The following is a 19838-nucleotide window of genomic DNA, read 5'->3' as shown; positions in this document are numbered from 1 at the left end:
CCGGGAGGCAGCGAATGCGCCACGCGCACAGTGTCGAGCAGGTACGGACCGCCGAGGCCGCGCTGATGGCGCGACTGCCGGACGGCACCCTGATGCAGCGCGCCGCCGCCGGGCTCGCCGCGACCTGCGCCCGGCTGCTGCCCCGCGTCTACGGCAGCCGCGTCCTGGTGCTGGCCGGCAGCGGGGACAACGGCGGCGACGCCCTGTACGCCGGCGCCCGCCTCGCCCGCCGCGGCTCCACCGTCCACGCGCTGCTCCTCGCCCCCGACCGGGCCCACCCCGGCGGACTGGCCGACCTGCTCGCCGCCGGCGGCCGGGTGACCGCCGACCCCACCGAGTTCACCCGCGCCGACCTGGTGCTGGACGGGATCGTCGGCATCGGCGGCCGCGGCGGGCTGCGGCCCGAGGCCGCGCCGTACGCCGCGATGGAACGCGGCGGGCCGGTGGTCGCCGTCGACGTGCCGAGCGGCGTGGACCCCGACACCGGCGAGGTCCCCGGCGCCGCCCTGCGGGCCGACGTGACGGTCTGCTTCGGCACCTACAAGCCCGGACTGCTGATCGACCCGGGCGCCTCCCACACCGGCGCCCTCCACCTGGTCGGCATCGGCCTCACCCTGCCCCCGGCCTCCGTCACCTCGCTCCAGGACGAGGACCTGGCCGCCCTGCTGCCCGTCCCCGGGACGGAGAGCGACAAGTACCGGCGCGGGGTCGTCGGCATCGCCGCCGGTTCGGCGCGGTACCCCGGGGCGGCGGTGCTCTCCGTCGCCGGCGCCCTGCGCGGCGGGGCCGGGGCCGTCCGGTACGTCGGCACCGCCGCCGAGGAGGTGGTGCGGCGATTCCCGGAGACCCTGGTCACCGAGGGCGGACCGGCCGGGGCCGGACGGGTCCAGGCCTGGGTGGTCGGGCCGGGCTCCGGGGACGGCGCCGAGCAGGCCCTGCGGGAGGCACTCGCTGCGGAGGTGCCCGTCCTGGTCGACGCGGACGGGCTCACCGAACTCGCCCGGCTCGGACCCGACGCCCTCCGCGAGCGCACCGCCCCCACCCTCCTCACCCCGCACACCGGCGAGGCCGCCCGGCTGCTGGCCGGCGCCACCGGGGACGCCCCGCCACCCGCCGAGGAACTGGCCGCCGCCCGGCTGGTGACCGCGCGGCGGCTGGCGGCGGCGTACCGGGCGACCGTGCTGCTCAAGGGGTCCACCACGGTGATCGCCGACCCGTCGGGGGAGGTCCGGGTCAACCCCACGGGCACCTCCTGGCTCGCCACCGCCGGCAGCGGCGACGTCCTCTCCGGCCTCGCCGGCTCCCTCCTCGCAGCCGGCCTCCCCCCACTGGACGCCGCCTCCGCCGCCGCCTACCTCCACGGCCTCGCCGGCCGCCACGCCGCAGAACCCGGCCACCCGATCGCCGCCCTCGACATCGCCACGGCCCTGCCCACCGCGTGGCGCCACCGGCGGTAGGGGGCGAGCTTCTCTCTGAGGGGGAGCTTTCTGAGGGGCGCGGGGAACTGCGCGAGGTGGGGACGGTGCGGCGTGTGCCCTGCCGCCTCGCGCAGTTCCTCGCGCCCCTGGGTCGACGCGTCCGGGTCCTTCGCGCCCTTGGGTTCGCGCATCCGAGGATTTCGCGCCTCTGGGTTCACGCGTCCGGGTTCGTCGCGCCCCTGGGTTCACGCGTCCGGGTACGTTGCGCCTGGGTCCGTGCGTCCGTCTCTCCGGGGAGTCACGTCGCGCCCCTGTCGGGTGCCGGGTGGCCGGTCTGGGAGACTGTTACGCGATGACGACTGCGAACACGACCGGACCGGCCGCCCTGACCAGGGGGGCCCGCGCCGAGGCGACCGTCGATCTGGCCGCCCTGCGCGACAACCTCGCCGCGCTCAGGGCCCGGACCGGCGGCCCCGCGGTGATGGCCGTGGTCAAGGCGGACGCCTACGGCCACGGCGCGGTCCGGTGTGCCCGCGAGGCGGTCGCGGCCGGGATCGACTGGCTGGGCACGGCGACGCCCGAGGAGGCGCTGGCGCTGCGGGCGGCGGGCATCGGACCGGACCAGGCCCGCGTGCTGTGCTGGCTGTGGACGCCGGACGGCCCCTGGCGGCAGGCGCTGCGCGCCGCGGTCGACATCTCCGTCAGCGGCCTGTGGGCCCTGGACGAGCTGCTCGCCGCGGTCCGCGAGACCGGCGTGCCGGGCCGGGTGCACCTCAAGGCGGACACCGGCCTCGGCCGCAACGGCTGCCAGCCGCACGACTGGCCGGACCTGGTGGCCGCCGCCCTGCGCGCCCAAGCGGAGGGCCTGATCGAGGTGGTCGGCATCTGGTCGCACTTCGCGGCCGCGGACGAGCCGGGCCACCCGTCCATCCAGGCCCAGCTGGACTCCTTCGCGGAGGCGCTGGCCTTCGCCGAGCGCTCCGGCGCCCGGCCCGAGGTCCGGCACCTGGCCAACTCTCCGGCCACCCTGCTGCTGCCCCAGTCGCACTACGACCTGGTCCGCCCGGGCCTGGCGATGTACGGGCTGTCGCCCGTCCCGGACGTGGGCGGGCCCGCGGACTTCGGCCTCCGCCCGGTGATGTCGCTGACCGCGCGGCTCGCCCTGGTGAAGACCGTCCCGGGCGGCCACGGCGTCAGCTACGGCCACCACTACACGACGCCGGGCCCGACCACGCTCGGCCTGGTCCCGGTGGGCTACGCGGACGGCGTCCCGCGGCACGCGAGCAACACCGGGCCGGTGCAGATCGGCGGCACGTGGTACCGGGTGGCCGGCCGGGTCGCGATGGACCAGTTCGTCGTCGACCTCGGCGGGGACCTGCCGGAGGTCGGCGAGGAGGTGCTGCTGTTCGGTCCCGGCGAGCGCGGCGAGCCGACCGCGGAGGACTGGGGACGGGCCTGCGGCACCCTCTCGTACGAGATCATCACGCGGATCGGCGGCCGGGTGCCCCGGCGGTACGTCGGCGGGGCGGCGGAGTGAGCGGCCGGGCCGGATGAGCGAGTCGGCGGGGATCGACCCGGTGGCGGCGGCCGCGAAGGCCGCCGGGGCGTCGGGCGGAGGGGTGAGCCGGGCCGGGCTGATCGGCATCTCGCTCGGCGTGGTCGCGGCCGGCGCGGCCGCCGGGGTGGCCATAGAGCGGCTCACCGTCGGCCGGGCGATGCGCCGCCGGGCGCGCGAGGAGCTGGACGCCGCCGCGCCGTACGGCTCGCTGCGCGGCCGCTCCCGGACCGTCCCCGCCGCCGACGGCACCGAGCTGTACGTGGAACTCGACGGCACCGGCTGGCCCGACCGGGACCGCCCCGGGGAGCGCCCGGCGCAGGCCCCGCTCACCGTGGTGTTCTGCCACGGCTACTGCCTCAGCCAGGACAGCTGGCACTTCCAGCGGGCCGCCCTGCGGGCCGGGGCCCGGCTGGTGTTCTGGGACCAGCGCAGCCACGGCCGCTCCGAGCGCTCCCGGTCGTACCTGGGCGGCGAGCCCGCCTCGATAGACCAGCTCGGCGCGGACCTCAAGGCCGTGCTGGACGCGGTGGTGCCCGAGGGGCCGGTGGTCCTGGTCGGGCACTCGATGGGCGGGATGACCGTGATGGCCCTGGCCGAGCGGCACCCCGAGCTGTTCGGGGAGCGGGTGGTCGGCGCGGCGCTGATCGGCACCCTGGCCGGCGACTGGGACTCCGTCACCCTCGGCCTGCCCGTCGCCGGCGCCCGGCTGCTGAAGCGGCTCAGCCCGCAGGTGGTCCGGCTGCTGGGCCGTCAGGCCGAGCTGGTGGAGGCCACCCGCCGGTTCGGCTCGGACGTCACCTCGGTGTTCTACCGGCGGTACTCCTTCGGCACCCGGGACGTCGACCCGGCGGTGGCCCGGTTCGCCGAGCGGCTGCTGGACGCCACCCCCTTCGAGGTGGTCGCCGAGTTCTACCCGGCGTTCTCCGCGCACGACAAGAAGGCCGCGCTGGCCGCGCTCGCCGGCCTCCCCACCCTGGTCCTGGCCGGGACGAAGGACCTGCTGACCCCGCCCGAGTACAGCGAGGAGATCGCCGCCCGGCTGCCCGGCACCGAGCTGGTGCTCGTCCCCGACGCCGGGCACCTGGTGATGCTGGAGCACCCGGCCACCGTCGACCGCCACCTCGCCGGACTGCTGCTGCGCGCCGCCCGCCACGCGGGTACCGAGGCGCCGGAAGCCGCCCGGGACCTGCTGGCCTGAGCCCGGCCGGCGGCGTCGCCGCCCCGGGTCGTACCGGCCCCGACCGGGTGGATCCCGACCCTTCGGCGCACTGTCCGGCCAGGCTGTGGCACGGTAGCGGGAGCCGCAGGTGAGGTGCGGCCTCCGGATACGAGAAGGGCATCGCAGACCCATGGGCTCGCAGACCACGCTGACCGTCGCCACCCCCGAGCGGATGAGCCGGCTCGGGCGGGACCTCGCCGCGCTGCTGCGCCCGGGCGACCTGGTGCTGCTCTCCGGCGAGCTCGGGGCCGGGAAGACCACGCTGACCCGCGGCCTGGGCGAGGGCCTGGGCGTGCGCGGCGCGGTGACCTCGCCGACCTTCGTGATCGCCCGGGTGCACCCCTCGCTGACCGGCGGCCCGGCCCTGGTGCACGTGGACGCCTACCGGCTCGGCGGCGGCCTGGACGAGATGGAGGACCTCGACCTGGACGTCTCGCTGCCGGAGTCGGTGGTGGTGGTCGAGTGGGGCGAGGGCAAGGTCGAGCAGCTCTCCGAGGACCGGCTGGAGGTCCGGATCGAGCGGGCGCTCGGCGGCGCCGAGAGCGAGGACGACTCCGACCCGCGCCGGGTCCGGGTCAGCGGGCTCGGCGGACGCTGGGACGGGGTGGACCTCGGGGTGCTGGGCGACAGCTGAGGAGCGGGTGGGACGGGCGGGTCCGCCAGGTTGCCGACAGCGTGTCGGCAAGGTGTTGCGGGCGGGTGGCCGCGCGTGATGGGATGGGTCCTGCAGTTAGGTCTGCCTAACTTGGGAGGCGCCCCATGACGAGCACCACCCCCGCCGAGCAGCCCCGCCCGCAGGGCCGGGCCGAGCAGGTCCGGGCCGCGGAGCCCGAGCCCGTGGTGCCGATGCGCACCCTGCTCGCCTCCTGCGCGGCCGCCGCCGCGGTCTCCACCCCGCCCGAACGGCAGCGGTCCGCCGCCGGGCAGCCGGAGCCCCGCCGGGCGGCCTGACCGGGCGCGGCTACGCGACCACGACCACCGGGGTGCCGTTCGGAGCGAAGTCCCACAGCGCCTGGCCGTCGGCCCGGCCGGAGCGGATCCCCCCGGTCTTCAGGCCCGCGCTCGGGCCGGCCGTCGGGGTGGCCGTGCCGCTCGCGACGGCGGCGCTGAAGCCGAAGACCACACCGTTCTGCTGGGCGAACCGCACCACGTGCTCGATCGGCAGCTTGTCGGTGCCGGTGCCGGTGGCCGTCCGGCTGTACACCCTGTAGCTCCCGGGAGCCGGCTCCACCGTGCCGGGGAGCACCTTGAAGGTGGCGATGACCTGCGGGTTCTTCTTCGGGTCGACCAGCCAGACCTGGTGCGCCTGCACCGAGTACACCACCCGCAGCCCGGTGCCCGAGTCGGCCGGCAGCGCGGGAGCGGTCGGGGTGGCGCTCGGGGTCGGCGTGGCCGACGGCGAGGCGGAGACCTCGGCGGCCCTGGCCGCACCTGCCCGGGACTCGGCGCCGTCCGCCTGGAACGCCAGCAGCCCCACCGCCGCCAAGGCCCCCAGGGTCAGGCCGGCGACCACCGTTCCAGGACCAAGCTTCGCCACGTCTGCTCCCACCGTCCGCTCGTGCTCTCGGGCTAATCGTGCCAGGTCCGGTCCGGCCGGTCGGCCTCATCCGGGCCGGAACCGATCGAGTGTTCCCGCCCGGCCGGCCGGGGGCGGCCCGCTCGCCGTCTCCCCGGGGGCCCACCGCGGCCCGGCCGCCCCCGGGGACCCTCTAACCTTGGACCCGTGCTGCTGCTCGCGTTCGACACCGCCACCCCCGCCGTCACCGCCGCCGTCCACGACGGCACGGCCGTCCTCGCCGAGGCCTTCCAGGTCGACGCCAGACGCCACGGCGAGCTGCTGCTGCCCACCGTCCAGCGGGTGCTGGAGGAGGCCGGCGTGGACAAGCGCGACCTCACCGACATCGCCGTCGGCGTCGGCCCCGGCCCGTACACCGGCCTGCGGGTCGGCCTGGTCACCGCCGCCGCCCTCGGCCACGCGCTCGGCCTGCCGGTGCACGGCGTCTGCACCCTCGACGCGATCGCCCACCAGGCCCGCACCGAGGGCGGTCTGACCGGACCGTTCACGGTGGCCACCGACGCCCGGCGCAAGGAGGTCTACTGGGCCTCGTACGACGCCGAGGGCCGCCGGACGGCCGGACCCTCGGTGGACCGGCCGGCCGAACTCGCCCCCGAGGCGCAGGCGGTGGGCGCCGGCGCGCTGCTCTACCCGGACACCTTCCCCGGCGCGCGCGGCCCCGAGCACGTCTCGGCCGGCCGGCTCGCCGACTTCGCCGCCGCCGAACTGGCCGCCGGCCGCGCGCTGCTGCCCAACGCCCCGCTCTACCTGCGCCGCCCGGACGCCCAGGTGCCCGCCGGGTACAAGGCGGTGCTGCCCGCATGACCGCCGCCACCCCGGCCGGGGCCGCGGACGGCCCGCGATGAAGGTCCGCCTGCGGCCGATGCGCTGGTGGGACATCGAGCCCGTGATGGAGCTGGAGCTCCGGCTCTTCCCGGAGGACGCCTGGTCGCGCGGGATGTACTGGTCCGAGCTGGCCGAGGCCCACCCCGGCGGTACCCGCCACTACACCGTCGCCACCACCGAGGACGGCACCATCGTCGGCTACGCCGGGCTGATGGCCGTCGGCACCGAGGGCGACGTCCAGACCATCGCCGTCGACCAGCGGCACCAGGGCGGCGGTCTCGGCACCGTCCTGCTCACCGACCTCATCGAGGAGTCCGCCCGGCGCGGCTGCGCCGAACTGCTGCTGGAGGTGCGGGTGGACAACCTCCGCGCCCAGCAGCTGTACGAGCGCCACGGCTTCCAGCCGGTCGGCGTCCGGCGCGGCTACTACCAGCCCGCGAACGTGGACGCGCTCGTCATGCGCCTCGACCACCCGCCGTACGACCCGAAGGACCATCACCATGGCTGACGAACCGCTCGTCCTCGGCATCGAGACCTCCTGCGACGAGACCGGCGTCGGCATCGTCCGCGGCACCACCCTGCTGGCCGACGCGGTGGCCTCCAGCGTCAACGACCACGCCCGCTTCGGCGGCGTCGTCCCGGAGATCGCCAGCCGCGCCCACCTGGAGGCGATGGTCCCGACCATCCAGCGGGCCCTGGACACCGCCGGGATCAAGGCGAGCGACCTGGACGGCATCGCGGTCACCGCGGGCCCCGGCCTGGCCGGCGCGCTGCTGGTCGGCGTCAGCGCCGCCAAGGCTTTCGCCTGGGCGCTCGACAAGCCGCTGTACGGGGTCAACCACCTCGCCTCGCACATCTGCGTGGACCAGCTGGAGCACGGCCGGCTGCCCGAGCCGACCATGGCGCTGCTGGTCTCCGGCGGCCACTCCTCACTGCTGCTCAGCTCCGACATCACCAGCGACGTCCGCCCGCTGGGCGCCACCATCGACGACGCCGCCGGCGAGGCGTTCGACAAGGTCGCCCGGGTGCTCGGCCTCGGCTTCCCCGGCGGCCCGGTGGTCGACCGGATGGCCCGCGAGGGCGACGGCAAGGCGATCGCCTTCCCGCGCGGCCTGAGCGCGGCCAGCGACCCCGCGTACGACTTCTCCTTCTCGGGCCTGAAGACCGCCGTGGCCCGCTGGGTCGAGGCCAGGCGCCGGGCCGGCGAGGAGGTCCCGGTGGCGGACGTCGCCGCCTCCTTCCAGGAGGCCGTCACCGACGTGCTCACCCGCAAGGCCGTCCGCGCCTGCAAGGACAACGGCGTCGACCACCTGATGATCGGCGGCGGCGTGGCGGCCAACTCCCGGCTGCGCGAGATGGCCCAGCAGCGCTGCGACAAGGCCGGCATCGTGCTCCGGGTGCCGCGGCCCGGCCTGTGCACCGACAACGGCGCGATGGTCGCCGCGCTCGGCGCCGAGATGGTCTGGCGGGACCGCACGCCCTCCGCCTTCGACCTGTCCGCCGACTCCTCGCTGCCGGTCACCGAGACCCACGTCCCGCACACGCACGTCCACGCCCACGCGCAGCAGGCGCTCTCGTGACGCTGGCCCGGATGTGGGAGGCCCGGGCCGCCGACGGCCGGGCCGACCAGCTGCACGCCTGGGTACGGGAGGAGGCGCTGCCGGCCCTGCGCGGCGCCCCCGGGCTGTGCCGCGCCGAGGTGTTCACCGCCCCCGGCGACCGGGTCCTGCTGATCACCTGGTGGGAGGGCCGACCGGCCCCGGTCGCCGACCCACCCGAGGGACTCCTCGCCCGACCCGTCCACCGCTGGGAGTTCACCAGTACCCACGTCGAGTAGCGTTCCTCCCTGGGAATTCGCTGGATGATCGTGGGGGATCGGGTGAAGAGGACGTACGGGGGCGCACTACTGGCCCTCACGGCTGTGGTGCTGACGGGCTGTGGCGGCGGGGCGTCGGGGGAGGGGGCCCGCAAGCCGGCCCCGTCCGCGAGTTCGGCGGCTTCGGCAGCCCCGGCGGCCACCGGCTCACCGCTGGCCGCGGCCGCCCCGCACGCGGAGGGCTGGGCCAAGTGGGGCCTGACCCCGCTGCCGGCGGCTCCGCCCGCGCCGGCCGACCGCCCGATCAAGCTGGCCAAGTCCGGCCAGGTACCGGTGTTCAGCGACGTCCCGACCAAGGACAAGGTCGTCTTCATCACCATCGACGACGGCGCCGAGAAGGACCCGAAGTTCGTCGAGATGCTGAAGGACCTGGGCGTCCCGGTCTCGATGTTCCTGACCCGGGACATCGTCAAGGACGACTACGGGTACTTCAAGAAGCTGCAGGACCTCGGCAACCACGTGCACAACCACACCACCGACCACGCGATCATGAGCAAGGTGTCGCCGGAGAAGCAGCACGCCGAGATCTGCGACGCCCAGACCGCGCTCACCCAGCACTACGGCACCCCGCCGCTGCTGTTCCGCCCGCCGTACGGTGACGGCGCCAACACGGCGGCGCTCAACACCGCGGTCCAGCAGTGCGGTCCGCGGGCGATCGTGCTCTGGCGCGAGTCCATGCAGATCCACGACATGCAGTACCAGGCGGCGGACGGGAAGCTGAAGCCCGGTGACATCGTGCTGGCGCACTTCCGCGGCCCCAAGGACCTCAAGGGCAGCACGATGACCGAGATGTTCGCCGAACTGCTGCGCCGCATCCAGGAACAGGGCTTCGCGGTCGCCCGTCTGGAGGACTACATCCAGGCGCCCACCGGCTGACCCAGCATCATCACCGGACCGTGCTCCGTCCGGCTGAGGATCACCGTGGCCTCGTTCGGCCCGGAGGGCTTCAGCTGGCGGCGCAGGTCCTCCGGGGTGATCGCCATCCCGCGCTTCTTGATCACCACCGTGCCGACCGCCCGCTCGCGCAGCAGCGCCCGCAGCTTCTTGACCTGGAACGGCAGGACGTCGGTCAGCTCGTAGGCGTGCGCGTACGGGGTGGCCACCAGCCGGTCCGAGGTGACGTAGGCGATCATCGGGTCGACCAGGGTGCCGTCCACCGCCCCGGCCACCTCGGCGACCAGGTGGGCCCGGATCACCGCGCCGTCCGGCTCGTACAGGTAGCGGCGGACCGGGCCGGCCGGCGGGTTCGGCAGCCGGCCGCCGGTCAGGCTGTGGCCGCCCGGCAGGACGGTGGCGCGGTGCGGCTCGGCGGCCCCCGTCCCGAACCAGAGCACCGCCTCCTTCACCTCGCCGTGGTCGGAGACCCACTCGGCCTCGGCCCCCTCCGGCACCACCTCGTGCGGGATCCCCGGGGCCACCTTGAGCGCCCCGAACGGGGTGCGCCGGCCGGCCTCGATCGCCCAGGAGAGCGGCGGGCTGTACGCCTCCGGGTCGAACACCCGGCCCCGGGCGGTGCGGCGCGCCGGGTCGGTGAACACCGCGTCGAAGCCCGTGACGTCGACCTCCGCGACGTCCGCGCAGCGCACCTCGACCAGCTCGGCCAGACCCAGCGCGGCCGCGTTCGCCTCGGCGACCGCGCAGGTCAGCGGGTCGCGGTCGACGGCGAGCACCGAGACTCCGGCCCGGGCCAGCGCCACCGCGTCCCCGCCGATCCCGCAGCACAGGTCGGCCAGCCGCCGCACCCCGAGCGCCGCGAACCGGGCCGCCCGCCACTCGGCCACGCTCCGCCGGGTCGCCTGTTCGACCCCGTTCGGGGTGAAGTACATGGCGTCCGCGTCCGCCCCGAACTTCGCCCGGGCCCGCTGCCGCAGCCGCGCCTGCTCGAAGGCGGCGCGGATCAGCTCGGCCGGGTGCTCCCGGCGCAGCCGGGTGGCCAGCGCCAGCTCCTCGGCGGGGGTGAACTCGCGCAACTCGGACAGCAGCGCCCGGCCCTCGTCGGTCAGCAGGGCCCGGAACGATTCGATCTCCACCCGCCCATTGTCCCCGTCCGGCCCCGGCTCCCCCCGCCCGGCCGTCCGTGGTCGCCGCGCCCCGGCACGGGCACCGGATCTCCGCGATGTCCGAGCCACGCCGTTGGCACTCTGGTTGACTGAGTGCTAACGGCGTCCTATGGTCTTTCCTGGCACTCCCCCCAGTGAGAGTGCTAACGCGATGAAGCGTGCTTGACCCCCGCGACGGCAGGCCTGCGGACATCGCCACCTACCTGTTAGACAACCCCGTAATCTCCGAAGGGGAGCTCGGACGTGACCACCAGCAGCAAGGTTGCCATCAAGCCGCTTGAGGACCGCATCGTGGTCCAGCCGCTCGACGCCGAGACCACCACCGCCTCCGGCCTGGTGATCCCGGACACTGCCAAGGAGAAGCCCCAGGAGGGCGTCGTCCTGGCCGTCGGCCCGGGCCGCTTCGAGGACGGCCAGCGCCTGCCGCTCGACGTCGCCGTCGGTGACATCGTCCTCTACTCGAAGTACGGCGGCACCGAGGTGAAGTACCAGGGCGAGGAGTACCTGGTCCTCTCGGCCCGCGACGTGCTCGCGATCATCGAGAAGTAAGACGTACCAGACCGCCCCGGATCCGTGTCGCAGCCGTGACAGGGGCCCGGGGCGTGCCTGTTGGCTCACCCACGCAATTCCTGGAGAAACGGGACCATGGCGAAGACCCTGCAGTTCGACGAGGACGCCCGCCGCTCGCTCGAGCGCGGCGTGAACAAGCTGGCCGACACCGTCAAGGTGACGATCGGCCCCAAGGGCCGGAACGTCGTCATCGACAAGAAGTTCGGCGCCCCCACCATCACCAACGACGGTGTGACCATCGCCCGCGAGGTCGAGCTCGACGACCCGTACGAGAACCTCGGCGCGCAGCTGGTCAAGGAGGTCGCCACCAAGACCAACGACGTCGCGGGTGACGGCACCACCACCGCCACCGTGCTGGCCCAGGCCCTGGTCAACGAGGGCCTGCGCAACGTCGCCGCCGGCGCCGGCCCGGCCGCCCTGAAGAAGGGCATCGACAAGGCCGTCGCCGCCGTCTCCGAGCACCTGCTCTCCGTCGCCCGCGAGATCGAGGGCCAGGAGGACGTCGCCGCCGTCGCCTCGCTGTCCGCCCAGGACACCCAGGTCGGCGAGCTGATCGGCGAGGCCATCGCCAAGGTCGGCAAGGACGGCGTCATCACCGTCGAGGAGTCCAACACCTTCGGCGTGGAGCTGGACTTCACCGAGGGCATGCAGTTCGACAAGGGCTACCTGTCGCCGTACTTCGTCACCGACGCGGAGCGGCAGGAGGCGGTCCTGGAGGACCCGTACATCCTGATCAACCAGGGCAAGATCTCCTCCATCCAGGAGCTGCTGCCGCTGCTGGAGAAGATCCTGCAGGGCGGCTCCCGCCCGCTGCTGATCATCGCCGAGGACGTGGACGGCGAGGCGCTGTCCACCCTGGTGGTCAACAAGATCCGCGGCACCTTCAACGCGGTGGCCGTCAAGGCCCCGGGCTTCGGCGACCGCCGCAAGGCCATCCTGGGCGACATCGCCGTCCTCACCGGCGGCACCGTGGTCTCCGAGGAGGTCGGCCTCAAGCTCGACCAGGTCGGCCTGGACGTGCTCGGCACCGCCCGCCGGGTGACCGTCACCAAGGACGAGACCATCCTGGTCGACGGCGCCGGCGCCTCCGACGCGGTGGCCGGCCGGGTCGCCCAGATCAAGGGCGAGATCGCGGGCACCGACTCCGACTGGGACCGCGAGAAGCTGCAGGAGCGCCTGGCCAAGCTGGCCGGCGGCGTCTGCGTCATCAAGGTCGGCGCGGCCACCGAGGTCGAGCTGAAGGAGCGCAAGCACCGCCTGGAGGACGCCATCTCCGCGACCCGCGCCGCAGTCGAGGAGGGCATCGTCGCCGGTGGCGGCGCCTCCCTGGTGCACGCCGCCAAGGTCCTGGAGGACGGCCTCGGCCTGACCGGCGACGAGGCGACCGGTGTCGCCGTCGTCAAGCGCGCCCTGGTCGAGCCGCAGCGCTGGATCGCCCAGAACGCCGGCCTGGAGGGCTACGTCATCGCCCACAAGGTCGCCGAGCTGGAGGCCGGCCACGGCTACAACGCCGCCACCGGCGAGTACGGCGACCTGATCAAGGCCGGCGTCATCGACCCGGTCAAGGTGACCCGCTCCGCCCTGGAGAACGCCGCCTCCATCGCCTCCCTGCTGCTCACCACCGAGACCCTCGTGGTGGAGAAGAAGGTCGAGGAGGCCGACAACGGCCACGGCCACTCGCACGGCGGCCACGGCCACTCGCACTGAGGCCGGCCCTGGGACGCCAGGGCATCGAAGGACAGGTGACGCGGGGAACCGTGACCGTCCGGGCACCCCTACCGGGTACCACGGGCGGCGCGGTTCCCCGCGCCTTTTGGCATCGGCGGCTTCTCGTAAGGTTGACCCGTGATCGAGGCTCGCCATCTGCGTGTTCTGCGCGCCGTCGCCCGGACCGGGTCGTTCTCCGCGGCCGCCCGCGAGCTGGGCTGCACCCAGCCCGCCGTGAGCCAGCAGATGAAGGCCCTGGAGAAGGTCGTCGCCACCCCGCTGGTGGTCCGCTCGGGTCGCGGCATGCAGCTCAGCGAGGCCGGCCGGGCGCTGCTCCGGCACGCCACCGGCATCCTCGCCGGCCTGGAGGCCGCCGAGGAGGAGGTCGCCGCCATCGCCGGGCTGCGCTCCGGCCGGGTGCGGCTGGTCTCCTTCCCCACCGCCAGCTCCACCCTGGTGCCCCCGGCCGTGGCCGGGCTGCGGGCGGCCAGGCCCGGCGTCCGGGTGTCGCTGGTGGAGGCCGAGCCGCCGGAGTCGCTGGCGATGCTGCGCGGCGGCGAGTGCGAGGTGGCGCTGGCCTTCCGGTACCCGGACTCGCGATTCGGCCCCTCCCGGCCCTCCCCGCACGCCACACCCCGCGAGGCCCGGGCGGAGGCCGCGCTGGAGGCCGCCGCCGCGGCCGCCGCGAACGACTGGTCCGACCTGGTGGCCCGCCCGCTGCTGGACGACCCGCTGGTCGGGCTGCTGCCCGAGGCGCACCCGCTGGCCGGCCGGGACGAGGACCACCCGGTGGACCTGGCCGAGCTGGCCGGCGAGCAGTGGATCGCCGGCTGCCCGCAGTGCCGGGGGCACCTGGTGGACCTGTGCGCCGGGGCCGGCTTCGAGCCGCGGATCGAGTTCGCCACCGACGACTACCCGGCGGTGGTCGGCCTGGTCGCGGCCGGACTCGGGGTGGCGGTGCTGCCGCGGTTGGCGCTGGCCTCGGTCCGCCGGGCCGGGGTGGCCGCGGTGCCGGTCCGGGCGGCTTCCGGGGAGGCCGCGCGCCGCCAGGTGGTGGCGCTGACCCTGCCCGACCTGGCCGAGGTGCCGGCGGTGGCGCTGATGCTCGATCACCTCACCGGCGCGGCCGCCGCGCGCTGAGACCCGCCCGGGCGCATTTCGCCACGTCGGTTGTCCGTAGGGCCGGAAAAGCCGACCGGGCCGCACGGAAAGGCTCGGCCCGGGGGAAGGTCAGGGCTGGCGGGGCAGAGTCGGGTCAAGTCAGACAGGGCAGACGGGGTCGGTCGGGTCGGTCGGTCGGGTCGGTAGAGGAAACGTTTCTTCAAGAACCGGCGCTCGGGCCGGGGCGGGATCAGTGGGGGGCCGCGCTCGACGTCCCGGCCGGGACCTCCGCCATCCGGTTGCGCGAGCGCCCGAGCAGCTCCTCGCGCTCGTCCTCGGTCAGCCCGCCCCAGACGCCGTAGGGCTCGCGGACGGCCAGCGCGTGCGCCGCGCACTGGGCGCGTACCGGGCAGCGCATGCAGACCTCCTTGGCACTCGCCTCGCGCGAGCTCCGGGCGGCCCCGCGCTCACCCTCGGGGTGGAAGAAGAGCGAGCTGTCCACGCCGCGGCAGGCGGCCGAGAGCTGCCAGTCCCAGAGGTCTGCGTTGGGGCCGGGAAGGCGGGAGAAATCTGCCATGGCTCGTTCCCTTCAAGGACTTGGACCCGTCAACTCGGCGAGGCTTCGATGGACCGGTACGGACACCTGGAAATATGACTTACGTCAACTATCAGGACAAGTCACCCACAGTCCGACACAACAGTCAATGACCGTATAGAAGCTATAAAAACGGACAAACGGGGCAAGAGGTTTGGGGCGCGACCCGTGGCAATCGGGTGGAGTCGGGAGCGCGGGCGCCCGCCGGGGCGGCGCGCGCGGTGCGCGTGCCGCGCGCGAGCTGCACGAAAGTGCGGCGTGTGCACCGCGAGGTGGCTGATCCGTGATGGGTTGGCCACGTACAGTGGTGGAGATGGCCCTGAAGGCCGTAACTCATTCGAGTGACGGTCGTTGGAAGTGCGGAGGCGGTTAGCGGGTGGTGAACGTCGGGAACGATCGCGGGGGCACCGGCGATCCGGAGGGCGTCCGTCCCCATCGGCCGTGTCGGAGAGAGAGTTCGTACCAGCCAGGAGGCTCAACGTGACGCGGATCAGCTGCGGAGGACGGTCATGACATCCGTCCTCGTCTGCGACGATTCCCCGCTCGCCCGGGAGGCGCTTCGCCGGGCGGTCGCGACCGTGCCCGGCGTCGACCGGGTGACTACTGCGACGAACGGTGAGGAGGTCCTCCGCCGCTGGGTGGCCGACCGTTCCGACCTCGTCCTCATGGACGTCCGCATGCCCGGCCTCGGCGGGGTGGAGACGGTCCGGCGGCTGCTGTCCGCCGACCCGGGCGCCCGGATCATCATGCTCACCGTCGCCGAGGACCTGGACGGCGTGGCCCTCGCGGTCGCCGCCGGTGCCCGCGGCTACCTGCACAAGGACGCCTCGCGCGCCGAACTGCGGGCGACCGTGACCCAGGCCCTCGCCGACCCGACCTGGCGGCTCGCCCCGCGCCGGCTGCGCAGCCCGGACATGGGGGCGGCGCCGACACTGACGGCGCGTGAGATCCAGGTGCTGGAGGGGATGAGCCACGGCCGCAGCAACGCGGAGATCGGGCGCGAGCTCTTCCTGTCCGAGGACACCGTCAAGACGCACGCCCGGCGCCTGTTCAAGAAGTTGGGCGCCTCGGACCGCGCGCACGCCGTGGCGCTCGGTTTCCGCTGGGGTCTGGTCCGCTGAGCGATCCGGTGTCGCTCGGACGTGTGACGTCGGGGTCCCGAGGCTGCACCATGGAGGAGTGGAGCACCTCGGGGACCAGCGGACAGGGACTGCGGCGGCGAGTGCGACTACGGAAGACTCGGTAGCCGGTGGGGCGGGAGGCGGCACGGTGCGCGTAGCCACGCACGAGGCTGTGGTGGATAACGTTCCGATGCACAAGTCCGGACGCGGTGCCGCGTTTTCGGCCCCGACCAGGCACCATGGACCGATGCGTGACGACGAGGCGGGCGACGCCCACCCCGATGCGGCCCGGCCCGAGAGAGACGGTCCGGCCGCCGCTTCGTCGTACGCAGCCGGGGCCAGGCCCCCGGTGCTCGGCGCCGGCACCTCGCCGGAGATCGCCGATCTGGTCGCCGACGCCGTCCGCGGCGAGGGCCAGGCCATCGACGAGCTGCTCGCCTACGTCCTCCCGCTGGCGCTGCGGTACTGCCGCGGCCGGCTGGTCCGGCTGCCCGGCGGCGCCCGGCACCACGTGGACGACGTCGCCCAGGAGGTCTGCGTCGCGGTGCTCTGCGCCCTGCCGCGGTACCGGGACACCGGGCGGCCCTTCGAGGCCTTCGTGTACGGCATCGCCGCGCACAAGATCGCCGATCTGCAGCGGGCCGCGATGCGCGGTCCCGGCTCCACCGTGATCCCGCAGGACGACCTGCCCGAGACGCCGGACGAGTCGCTCGGCCCCGAGGAGCGGGCGCTGCTCAGCAGCGACGCCGCCTGGATCCGCGAGCTGCTGTCCAACCTGCCCGCGCGCCAGCGTGAGCTGGTCCTGCTGCGGGTGGCGGCGGGGCTCTCCGCCGAGGAGACCGGCGAGGTGTTGGGCATGTCACCCGGTGCCGTCCGGGTCGCCCAGCACCGGGCGCTGAGCCGGCTCCGGGCCCTCGCGGAAGAGTCCTCCTGACTTCTGCGTTGTCAAGGGGGCGCGTGTCCTTCCGCCGGACACCAGTACCATGAGGTATCGGCGCCTGGTCAGGTCGCCAAAGTTTCGTGGGTGCGCGAGGGGTTCCCTCGGAGGATCCTCCAAGCACCCGGTTCTTGGTGGCCGAGCCTGTCGCCGGTGCGCGCGGGCGAGAGCGGCCGTAACCGCCGCCGTCCGCCCAGCTGAGAGAGCTACGCGCCCGGTACCCCTCACCGGGCGTGATTGAGATCGACGGCCCGCCACGGAAGGTCCCCTTCAGATGTCTTACAACGCCGCAGGCGTACCCGAGAAGTTCGCGATGCTCGGGCTCACGTACGACGACGTCCTGCTGCTGCCCGGGGCCTCCGAGGTGCTGCCCAACCAGGTCGACACCTCCTCGCGGGTCTCCCGCAACGTCCGTGTGAACATCCCGCTGCTGTCGGCGGCGATGGACAAGGTCACCGAGTCCCGGATGGCCATCGCGATGGCGCGGCAGGGCGGCGTCGGCGTGCTGCACCGCAACCTGTCCGTCGAGGACCAGGTCAACCAGGTCGACCTGGTCAAGCGCTCCGAGTCCGGCATGGTGACCGACCCGATCACGGTCGGCCCGGAGGCCACCCTGGCCGAGGCCGACGCGCTCTGCGCCCGGTTCCGGATCAGCGGCGTGCCGGTGGCGAGCCCCGACGGCAAGCTGCTCGGCATCGTCACCAACCGCGACATGGCTTTCGAGTCGGACCGCACCCGCCGGGTCGGCGAGATCATGACCCCGATGCCGCTGATCACCGGCAAGGTCGGCATCAGCGGCGTGGACGCCATGGCGCTGCTTCGCCGCCACAAGATCGAGAAGCTGCCGCTGGTCGACGACGAGGGCCGGATCAAGGGCCTGATCACCGTCAAGGACTTCGTCAAGGCCGAGCAGTACCCGAACGCCGCCAAGGACTCCGAGGGCCGCCTGCTGGTCGGTGCCGCCGTCGGCGCCTCGGCCGAGGCCTTCGACCGCGCCCAGGCCCTGGTCGGCGCGGGCGTGGACTTCCTGGTCGTCGACACCTCGCACGGCCACAGCCACAACGCGCTGTCCTGGATCTCCAAGATCAAGGCCGCCGTGGACGTGGACGTGGTCGGCGGCAACGTGGCCACCCGCGACGGCGCCCAGGCGCTGATCGACGCCGGCGTGGACGGCGTCAAGGTCGGTGTCGGCCCGGGCTCCATCTGCACCACCCGCGTGGTCGCCGGCATCGGCGTCCCGCAGGTCACCGCGATCTACGAGGCCGCGCTGGCCTGCCGCGAGGCCGGCGTCCCGGTCATCGGCGACGGCGGCCTGCAGTACTCCGGCGACATCGGCAAGGCGCTGGCCGCCGGCGCCGACACCGTGATGCTCGGCTCCCTGCTGGCCGGCTGCGAGGAGTCGCCCGGCGAGCTGCTGTTCATCAACGGCAAGCAGTTCAAGTCGTACCGCGGCATGGGCTCGCTCGGTGCCATGCAGACCCGCGGCCAGGCGAAGTCCTTCTCCAAGGACCGCTACTTCCAGGGCGAGGTGACCTCCGACGAGAAGCTGATCGCCGAGGGCATCGAGGGCCAGGTCCCGTACCGCGGCCCGCTCAGCGCGGTGCTCTTCCAGCTGGTCGGCGGCCTGCGCCAGACCATGGGCTACGTGGGCGCGGCCACCGTCGCCGAGATGGAGAGCAAGGGCCGCTTCGTCCGGATCACCTCGGCGGGCCTGAAGGAGAGCCACCCGCACGACATCCAGATGACGGTCGAGGCCCCGAACTACACCAGCCGGGGCTGACGCGGCACCACCGAAGGGGCGCGGGGAACCGCGCCCCTTCGGCGTGCCCGGACGCCGCGGGCCGTCTTGCATCGTGTTCCTCGCCGTCCCCCTCTTCGGCCGCCTGCGATACTTGGGGGGCGGTCGGGGTGACCCGGCCGGGAGATGAGAGCAGCAGAAGGGCTCGAAGTGACTGAGATCGAGATCGGGCGAGGCAAGCGCGGCCGACGGGCGTACTCCTTCGACGACATCGCCGTCGTCCCCAGCCGCCGTACCCGTGACCCGAAGGAGGTCTCGATCGCCTGGCAGATCGACGCCTACCGCTTCGAGCTCCCGTTCCTCGCCGCCCCGATGGACAGCGTGGTCTCGCCGCAGCAGGCCATCGCCATCGGCCGCCTCGGCGGCCTGGGCGTGCTGAACCTCGAAGGCCTGTGGACCCGGTACGAGGACCCGCAGCCGCTGCTGGACGAGATCGCCGAGATCTCCGACGAGGCCGCCGCCACCCGCCGGATGCAGGAGATCTACGCCGAGCCGATCAAGGCCGAGCTGATCGGCCGCCGGATCAAGGAGGTGCGCGAGTCGGGTGTGGTCACCGCCGCCGCGCTCTCCCCGCAGCGCACCGCCGAGTTCTCCAAGGCCGTCGTGGACGCCGGCGTCGACGTCTTCGTGATCCGCGGCACCACCGTGTCGGCCGAGCACGTCTCCGGCGCCGCCGAGCCGCTGAACCTCAAGCAGTTCATCTACGAGCTCGACGTCCCGGTGATCGTCGGCGGCTGCGCCACCTACACCGCCGCCCTCCACCTGATGCGCACCGGCGCGGCCGGCGTGCTGGTCGGCTTCGGCGGCGGCGCCGCCCACACCACCCGCAACGTGCTGGGCATCCAGGTGCCGATGGCCACCGCCGTCGCGGACGTGGCCGCCGCCCGCCGCGACTACATGGACGAGTCCGGCGGCCGCTACGTGCACGTCATCGCCGACGGCGGCGTGGGCTACAGCGGCGACATCGCCAAGGCCGTGGCCTGCGGCGCCGACGCGGTGATGATCGGTGCCGCGCTGGCCCGCGCCACCGACGCCCCCGGCCGGGGCCACCACTGGGGCATGGAGGCCGTGCACGGCGACGTGCCGCGCGGCAAGAAGGTCGACCTGGGCGCCGTGGGCACCATCGAGGAGATCCTCACCGGCCCGTCGCACACCCCGGACGGCACCATGAACCTGTTCGGCGCGCTGCGCCGGGCCATGGCCACCACCGGCTACTCGGAGCTCAAGGAGTTCCAGCGGGTCGAGGTCACCGTCAACCCGGCGCTGCACCACCGCTGACGGTCCGTCGTTCCCGGAGGGCCCCCGCCGCACGGCGGGGGCCCTCCGCCGTTCGCGGGTGCTCTCCGGGCAACGGTCGGGTACGGAGGGAGCGTTCCGGCGGCCGGATGCCGACGGTGAGGGGCGGGGCGGGTGGCCGGTGGGTGAAGCGACAGGAGATGATGGACACTTGACGTCCCGGCCGCCCGCCTGGCGGACC

Annotated in this window: 20 protein-coding genes; 17 read left to right on the top strand and 3 right to left on the bottom strand. The window is 74.0% G+C overall.

What is annotated here, in order from left to right; translation table 11 throughout:
- The first annotated feature begins 14 nt into the window (after nucleotides 1-14).
- The 5 genes from ABWK59_RS14535 to ABWK59_RS14515 all read left to right on the top strand — a co-directional run bounded on the left by ABWK59_RS14535 (nucleotide 15) and on the right by ABWK59_RS14515 (nucleotide 5146).
- A complete protein-coding gene (locus ABWK59_RS14535; protein ID WP_354641008.1) occupies nucleotides 15-1457 on the top strand; it encodes an NAD(P)H-hydrate dehydratase in 1443 nt (480 codons plus the stop codon).
- Nucleotides 1458-1770: 313 nt separating this feature from the next.
- A complete protein-coding gene (gene alr, locus ABWK59_RS14530; protein ID WP_354641007.1) occupies nucleotides 1771-2955 on the top strand; it encodes an alanine racemase in 1185 nt (394 codons plus the stop codon).
- A gap of 13 nt (nucleotides 2956-2968) precedes the next feature.
- Nucleotides 2969-4174, top strand: a complete 1206-nt coding sequence (locus tag ABWK59_RS14525; protein WP_354641006.1) for an alpha/beta fold hydrolase — start codon at nucleotides 2969-2971, stop codon at nucleotides 4172-4174.
- 151 nt (nucleotides 4175-4325) lie between these two features.
- The gene (gene tsaE / locus ABWK59_RS14520; protein ID WP_354641005.1) at nucleotides 4326-4829 is read left to right on the top strand and encodes a tRNA (adenosine(37)-N6)-threonylcarbamoyltransferase complex ATPase subunit type 1 TsaE; all 504 of its coding nucleotides are present in this window, start codon (nucleotides 4326-4328) and stop codon (nucleotides 4827-4829) included.
- A gap of 125 nt (nucleotides 4830-4954) precedes the next feature.
- Nucleotides 4955-5146: a hypothetical protein gene (locus ABWK59_RS14515; protein ID WP_354641004.1), complete on the top strand. Its 192-nt coding sequence runs from the start codon at nucleotides 4955-4957 to the stop codon at nucleotides 5144-5146.
- A 10-nt stretch (nucleotides 5147-5156) separates the two neighbouring features.
- Here the strand turns inward: ABWK59_RS14515 and ABWK59_RS14510 are convergent, their stop codons facing one another.
- Nucleotides 5157-5732, bottom strand: coding sequence for a hypothetical protein (locus tag ABWK59_RS14510; RefSeq protein WP_354641003.1), 576 nt, complete (start codon nucleotides 5730-5732; stop codon nucleotides 5157-5159).
- 186 nt (nucleotides 5733-5918) lie between these two features.
- Here ABWK59_RS14510 and tsaB point away from each other — a divergent pair, with 186 nt between their 5' ends.
- The 5 genes from tsaB to ABWK59_RS14485 are packed head-to-tail and all read left to right on the top strand — an operon-like array spanning nucleotide 5919 to nucleotide 9348.
- Nucleotides 5919-6575 carry a tRNA (adenosine(37)-N6)-threonylcarbamoyltransferase complex dimerization subunit type 1 TsaB gene (gene tsaB, locus ABWK59_RS14505; protein ID WP_354641002.1) on the top strand — a complete coding sequence of 219 codons (657 nt, stop codon included), beginning with the start codon at nucleotides 5919-5921 and terminating at the stop codon, nucleotides 6573-6575.
- Between the two features lie 37 nt (nucleotides 6576-6612).
- Nucleotides 6613-7104, top strand: a complete 492-nt coding sequence (gene rimI / locus ABWK59_RS14500) for a ribosomal protein S18-alanine N-acetyltransferase (RefSeq protein ID WP_354641001.1) — start codon at nucleotides 6613-6615, stop codon at nucleotides 7102-7104.
- Nucleotides 7097-8176, top strand: a complete 1080-nt coding sequence (gene tsaD, locus ABWK59_RS14495) for a tRNA (adenosine(37)-N6)-threonylcarbamoyltransferase complex transferase subunit TsaD (RefSeq protein WP_354641000.1) — start codon at nucleotides 7097-7099, stop codon at nucleotides 8174-8176. The genes rimI and tsaD overlap by 8 nt, the downstream gene beginning before the upstream one ends.
- Nucleotides 8173-8433 (top strand): hypothetical protein, encoded by a 261-nt coding sequence (locus ABWK59_RS14490; protein WP_354640999.1) that lies wholly within the window; start codon nucleotides 8173-8175, stop codon nucleotides 8431-8433. The genes tsaD and ABWK59_RS14490 overlap by 4 nt, the downstream gene beginning before the upstream one ends.
- Nucleotides 8434-8457: 24 nt before the next feature.
- Nucleotides 8458-9348, top strand: a complete 891-nt coding sequence (locus ABWK59_RS14485) for a polysaccharide deacetylase family protein (protein WP_354640998.1) — start codon at nucleotides 8458-8460, stop codon at nucleotides 9346-9348.
- Here the strand turns inward: ABWK59_RS14485 and ABWK59_RS14480 are convergent.
- On the bottom strand, nucleotides 9324-10502 hold the full coding sequence (locus ABWK59_RS14480; protein ID WP_354640997.1) for a class I SAM-dependent methyltransferase: 1179 nt from the start codon (nucleotides 10500-10502) through the stop codon (nucleotides 9324-9326). The genes ABWK59_RS14485 and ABWK59_RS14480 overlap by 25 nt on opposite strands.
- Before the next feature lie 273 nt (nucleotides 10503-10775).
- Between ABWK59_RS14480 and groES the strand changes: the two genes are divergently transcribed.
- The 3 genes from groES (at nucleotide 10776) to ABWK59_RS14465 (ending at nucleotide 13949) form a co-directional block, all read left to right on the top strand.
- Entirely contained in the window at nucleotides 10776-11081 is a 306-nt protein-coding gene (gene groES / locus ABWK59_RS14475; protein ID WP_014136232.1) for a co-chaperone GroES, read from the top strand.
- Nucleotides 11082-11177: 96 nt separating this feature from the next.
- Nucleotides 11178-12809: a chaperonin GroEL gene (groL, locus tag ABWK59_RS14470; RefSeq protein WP_354640996.1), complete on the top strand. Its 1632-nt coding sequence runs from the start codon at nucleotides 11178-11180 to the stop codon at nucleotides 12807-12809.
- 138 nt (nucleotides 12810-12947) lie between these two features.
- Nucleotides 12948-13949 carry a LysR family transcriptional regulator gene (locus ABWK59_RS14465; protein ID WP_354640995.1) on the top strand — a complete coding sequence of 334 codons (1002 nt, stop codon included), beginning with the start codon at nucleotides 12948-12950 and terminating at the stop codon, nucleotides 13947-13949.
- Nucleotides 13950-14160: 211 nt separating this feature from the next.
- Here ABWK59_RS14465 and ABWK59_RS14460 read toward each other — a convergent pair whose 3' ends face one another.
- A complete protein-coding gene (locus tag ABWK59_RS14460; protein ID WP_354640994.1) occupies nucleotides 14161-14487 on the bottom strand; it encodes a WhiB family transcriptional regulator in 327 nt (108 codons plus the stop codon).
- A 527-nt stretch (nucleotides 14488-15014) separates the two neighbouring features.
- On the opposite strand from ABWK59_RS14460, the gene ABWK59_RS14455 reads away from it, so the two are divergent.
- From ABWK59_RS14455 to ABWK59_RS14440, 4 genes are all read left to right on the top strand, one after another.
- Nucleotides 15015-15626, top strand: coding sequence for a response regulator transcription factor (locus tag ABWK59_RS14455; RefSeq protein ID WP_014136228.1), 612 nt, complete (start codon nucleotides 15015-15017; stop codon nucleotides 15624-15626).
- A gap of 247 nt (nucleotides 15627-15873) precedes the next feature.
- Nucleotides 15874-16560: an RNA polymerase sigma factor ShbA gene (shbA, locus tag ABWK59_RS14450; RefSeq protein WP_354640993.1), complete on the top strand. Its 687-nt coding sequence runs from the start codon at nucleotides 15874-15876 to the stop codon at nucleotides 16558-16560.
- 277 nt (nucleotides 16561-16837) lie between these two features.
- Nucleotides 16838-18343: an IMP dehydrogenase gene (gene guaB, locus ABWK59_RS14445; RefSeq protein ID WP_354640992.1), complete on the top strand. Its 1506-nt coding sequence runs from the start codon at nucleotides 16838-16840 to the stop codon at nucleotides 18341-18343.
- Nucleotides 18344-18511: 168 nt separating this feature from the next.
- Nucleotides 18512-19639: a GuaB3 family IMP dehydrogenase-related protein gene (locus tag ABWK59_RS14440; protein ID WP_354640991.1), complete on the top strand. Its 1128-nt coding sequence runs from the start codon at nucleotides 18512-18514 to the stop codon at nucleotides 19637-19639.
- Nucleotides 19640-19838: the final 199 nt, after the last annotated feature.

The sequence above is a fragment of the Kitasatospora sp. HUAS MG31 genome (assembly GCF_040571325.1).
Classification (GTDB): domain Bacteria; phylum Actinomycetota; class Actinomycetes; order Streptomycetales; family Streptomycetaceae; genus Kitasatospora; species Kitasatospora camelliae.
This window is presented reverse-complemented; position numbering and strand designations above follow the sequence as displayed.

Bases quoted from the DNA above. Each gene is read 5' to 3' on its own strand.
- rimI (WP_354641001.1), top strand. From the start codon at position 6,613: ATGAAGGTCCGCCTGCGGCCGATGCGCTGGTGGGACATCGAGCCCGTG.
- tsaD (WP_354641000.1), top strand. From the start codon at position 7,097: ATGGCTGACGAACCGCTCGTCCTCGGCATCGAGACCTCCTGCGACGAG.
- ABWK59_RS14460 (WP_354640994.1), bottom strand. From the start codon at position 14,487: ATGGCAGATTTCTCCCGCCTTCCCGGCCCCAACGCAGACCTCTGGGAC.
- ABWK59_RS14455 (WP_014136228.1), top strand. From the start codon at position 15,015: ATGACATCCGTCCTCGTCTGCGACGATTCCCCGCTCGCCCGGGAGGCG.
- shbA (WP_354640993.1), top strand. From the start codon at position 15,874: ATGCGTGACGACGAGGCGGGCGACGCCCACCCCGATGCGGCCCGGCCC.
- ABWK59_RS14525 (WP_354641006.1), top strand. From the start codon at position 2,969: ATGAGCGAGTCGGCGGGGATCGACCCGGTGGCGGCGGCCGCGAAGGCC.
- ABWK59_RS14485 (WP_354640998.1), top strand. From the start codon at position 8,458: ATGATCGTGGGGGATCGGGTGAAGAGGACGTACGGGGGCGCACTACTG.
- groL (WP_354640996.1), top strand. From the start codon at position 11,178: ATGGCGAAGACCCTGCAGTTCGACGAGGACGCCCGCCGCTCGCTCGAG.
- ABWK59_RS14515 (WP_354641004.1), top strand. From the start codon at position 4,955: ATGACGAGCACCACCCCCGCCGAGCAGCCCCGCCCGCAGGGCCGGGCC.
- alr (WP_354641007.1), top strand. From the start codon at position 1,771: ATGACGACTGCGAACACGACCGGACCGGCCGCCCTGACCAGGGGGGCC.
- tsaE (WP_354641005.1), top strand. From the start codon at position 4,326: ATGGGCTCGCAGACCACGCTGACCGTCGCCACCCCCGAGCGGATGAGC.
- guaB (WP_354640992.1), top strand. From the start codon at position 16,838: ATGTCTTACAACGCCGCAGGCGTACCCGAGAAGTTCGCGATGCTCGGG.
- ABWK59_RS14535 (WP_354641008.1), top strand. From the start codon at position 15: ATGCGCCACGCGCACAGTGTCGAGCAGGTACGGACCGCCGAGGCCGCG.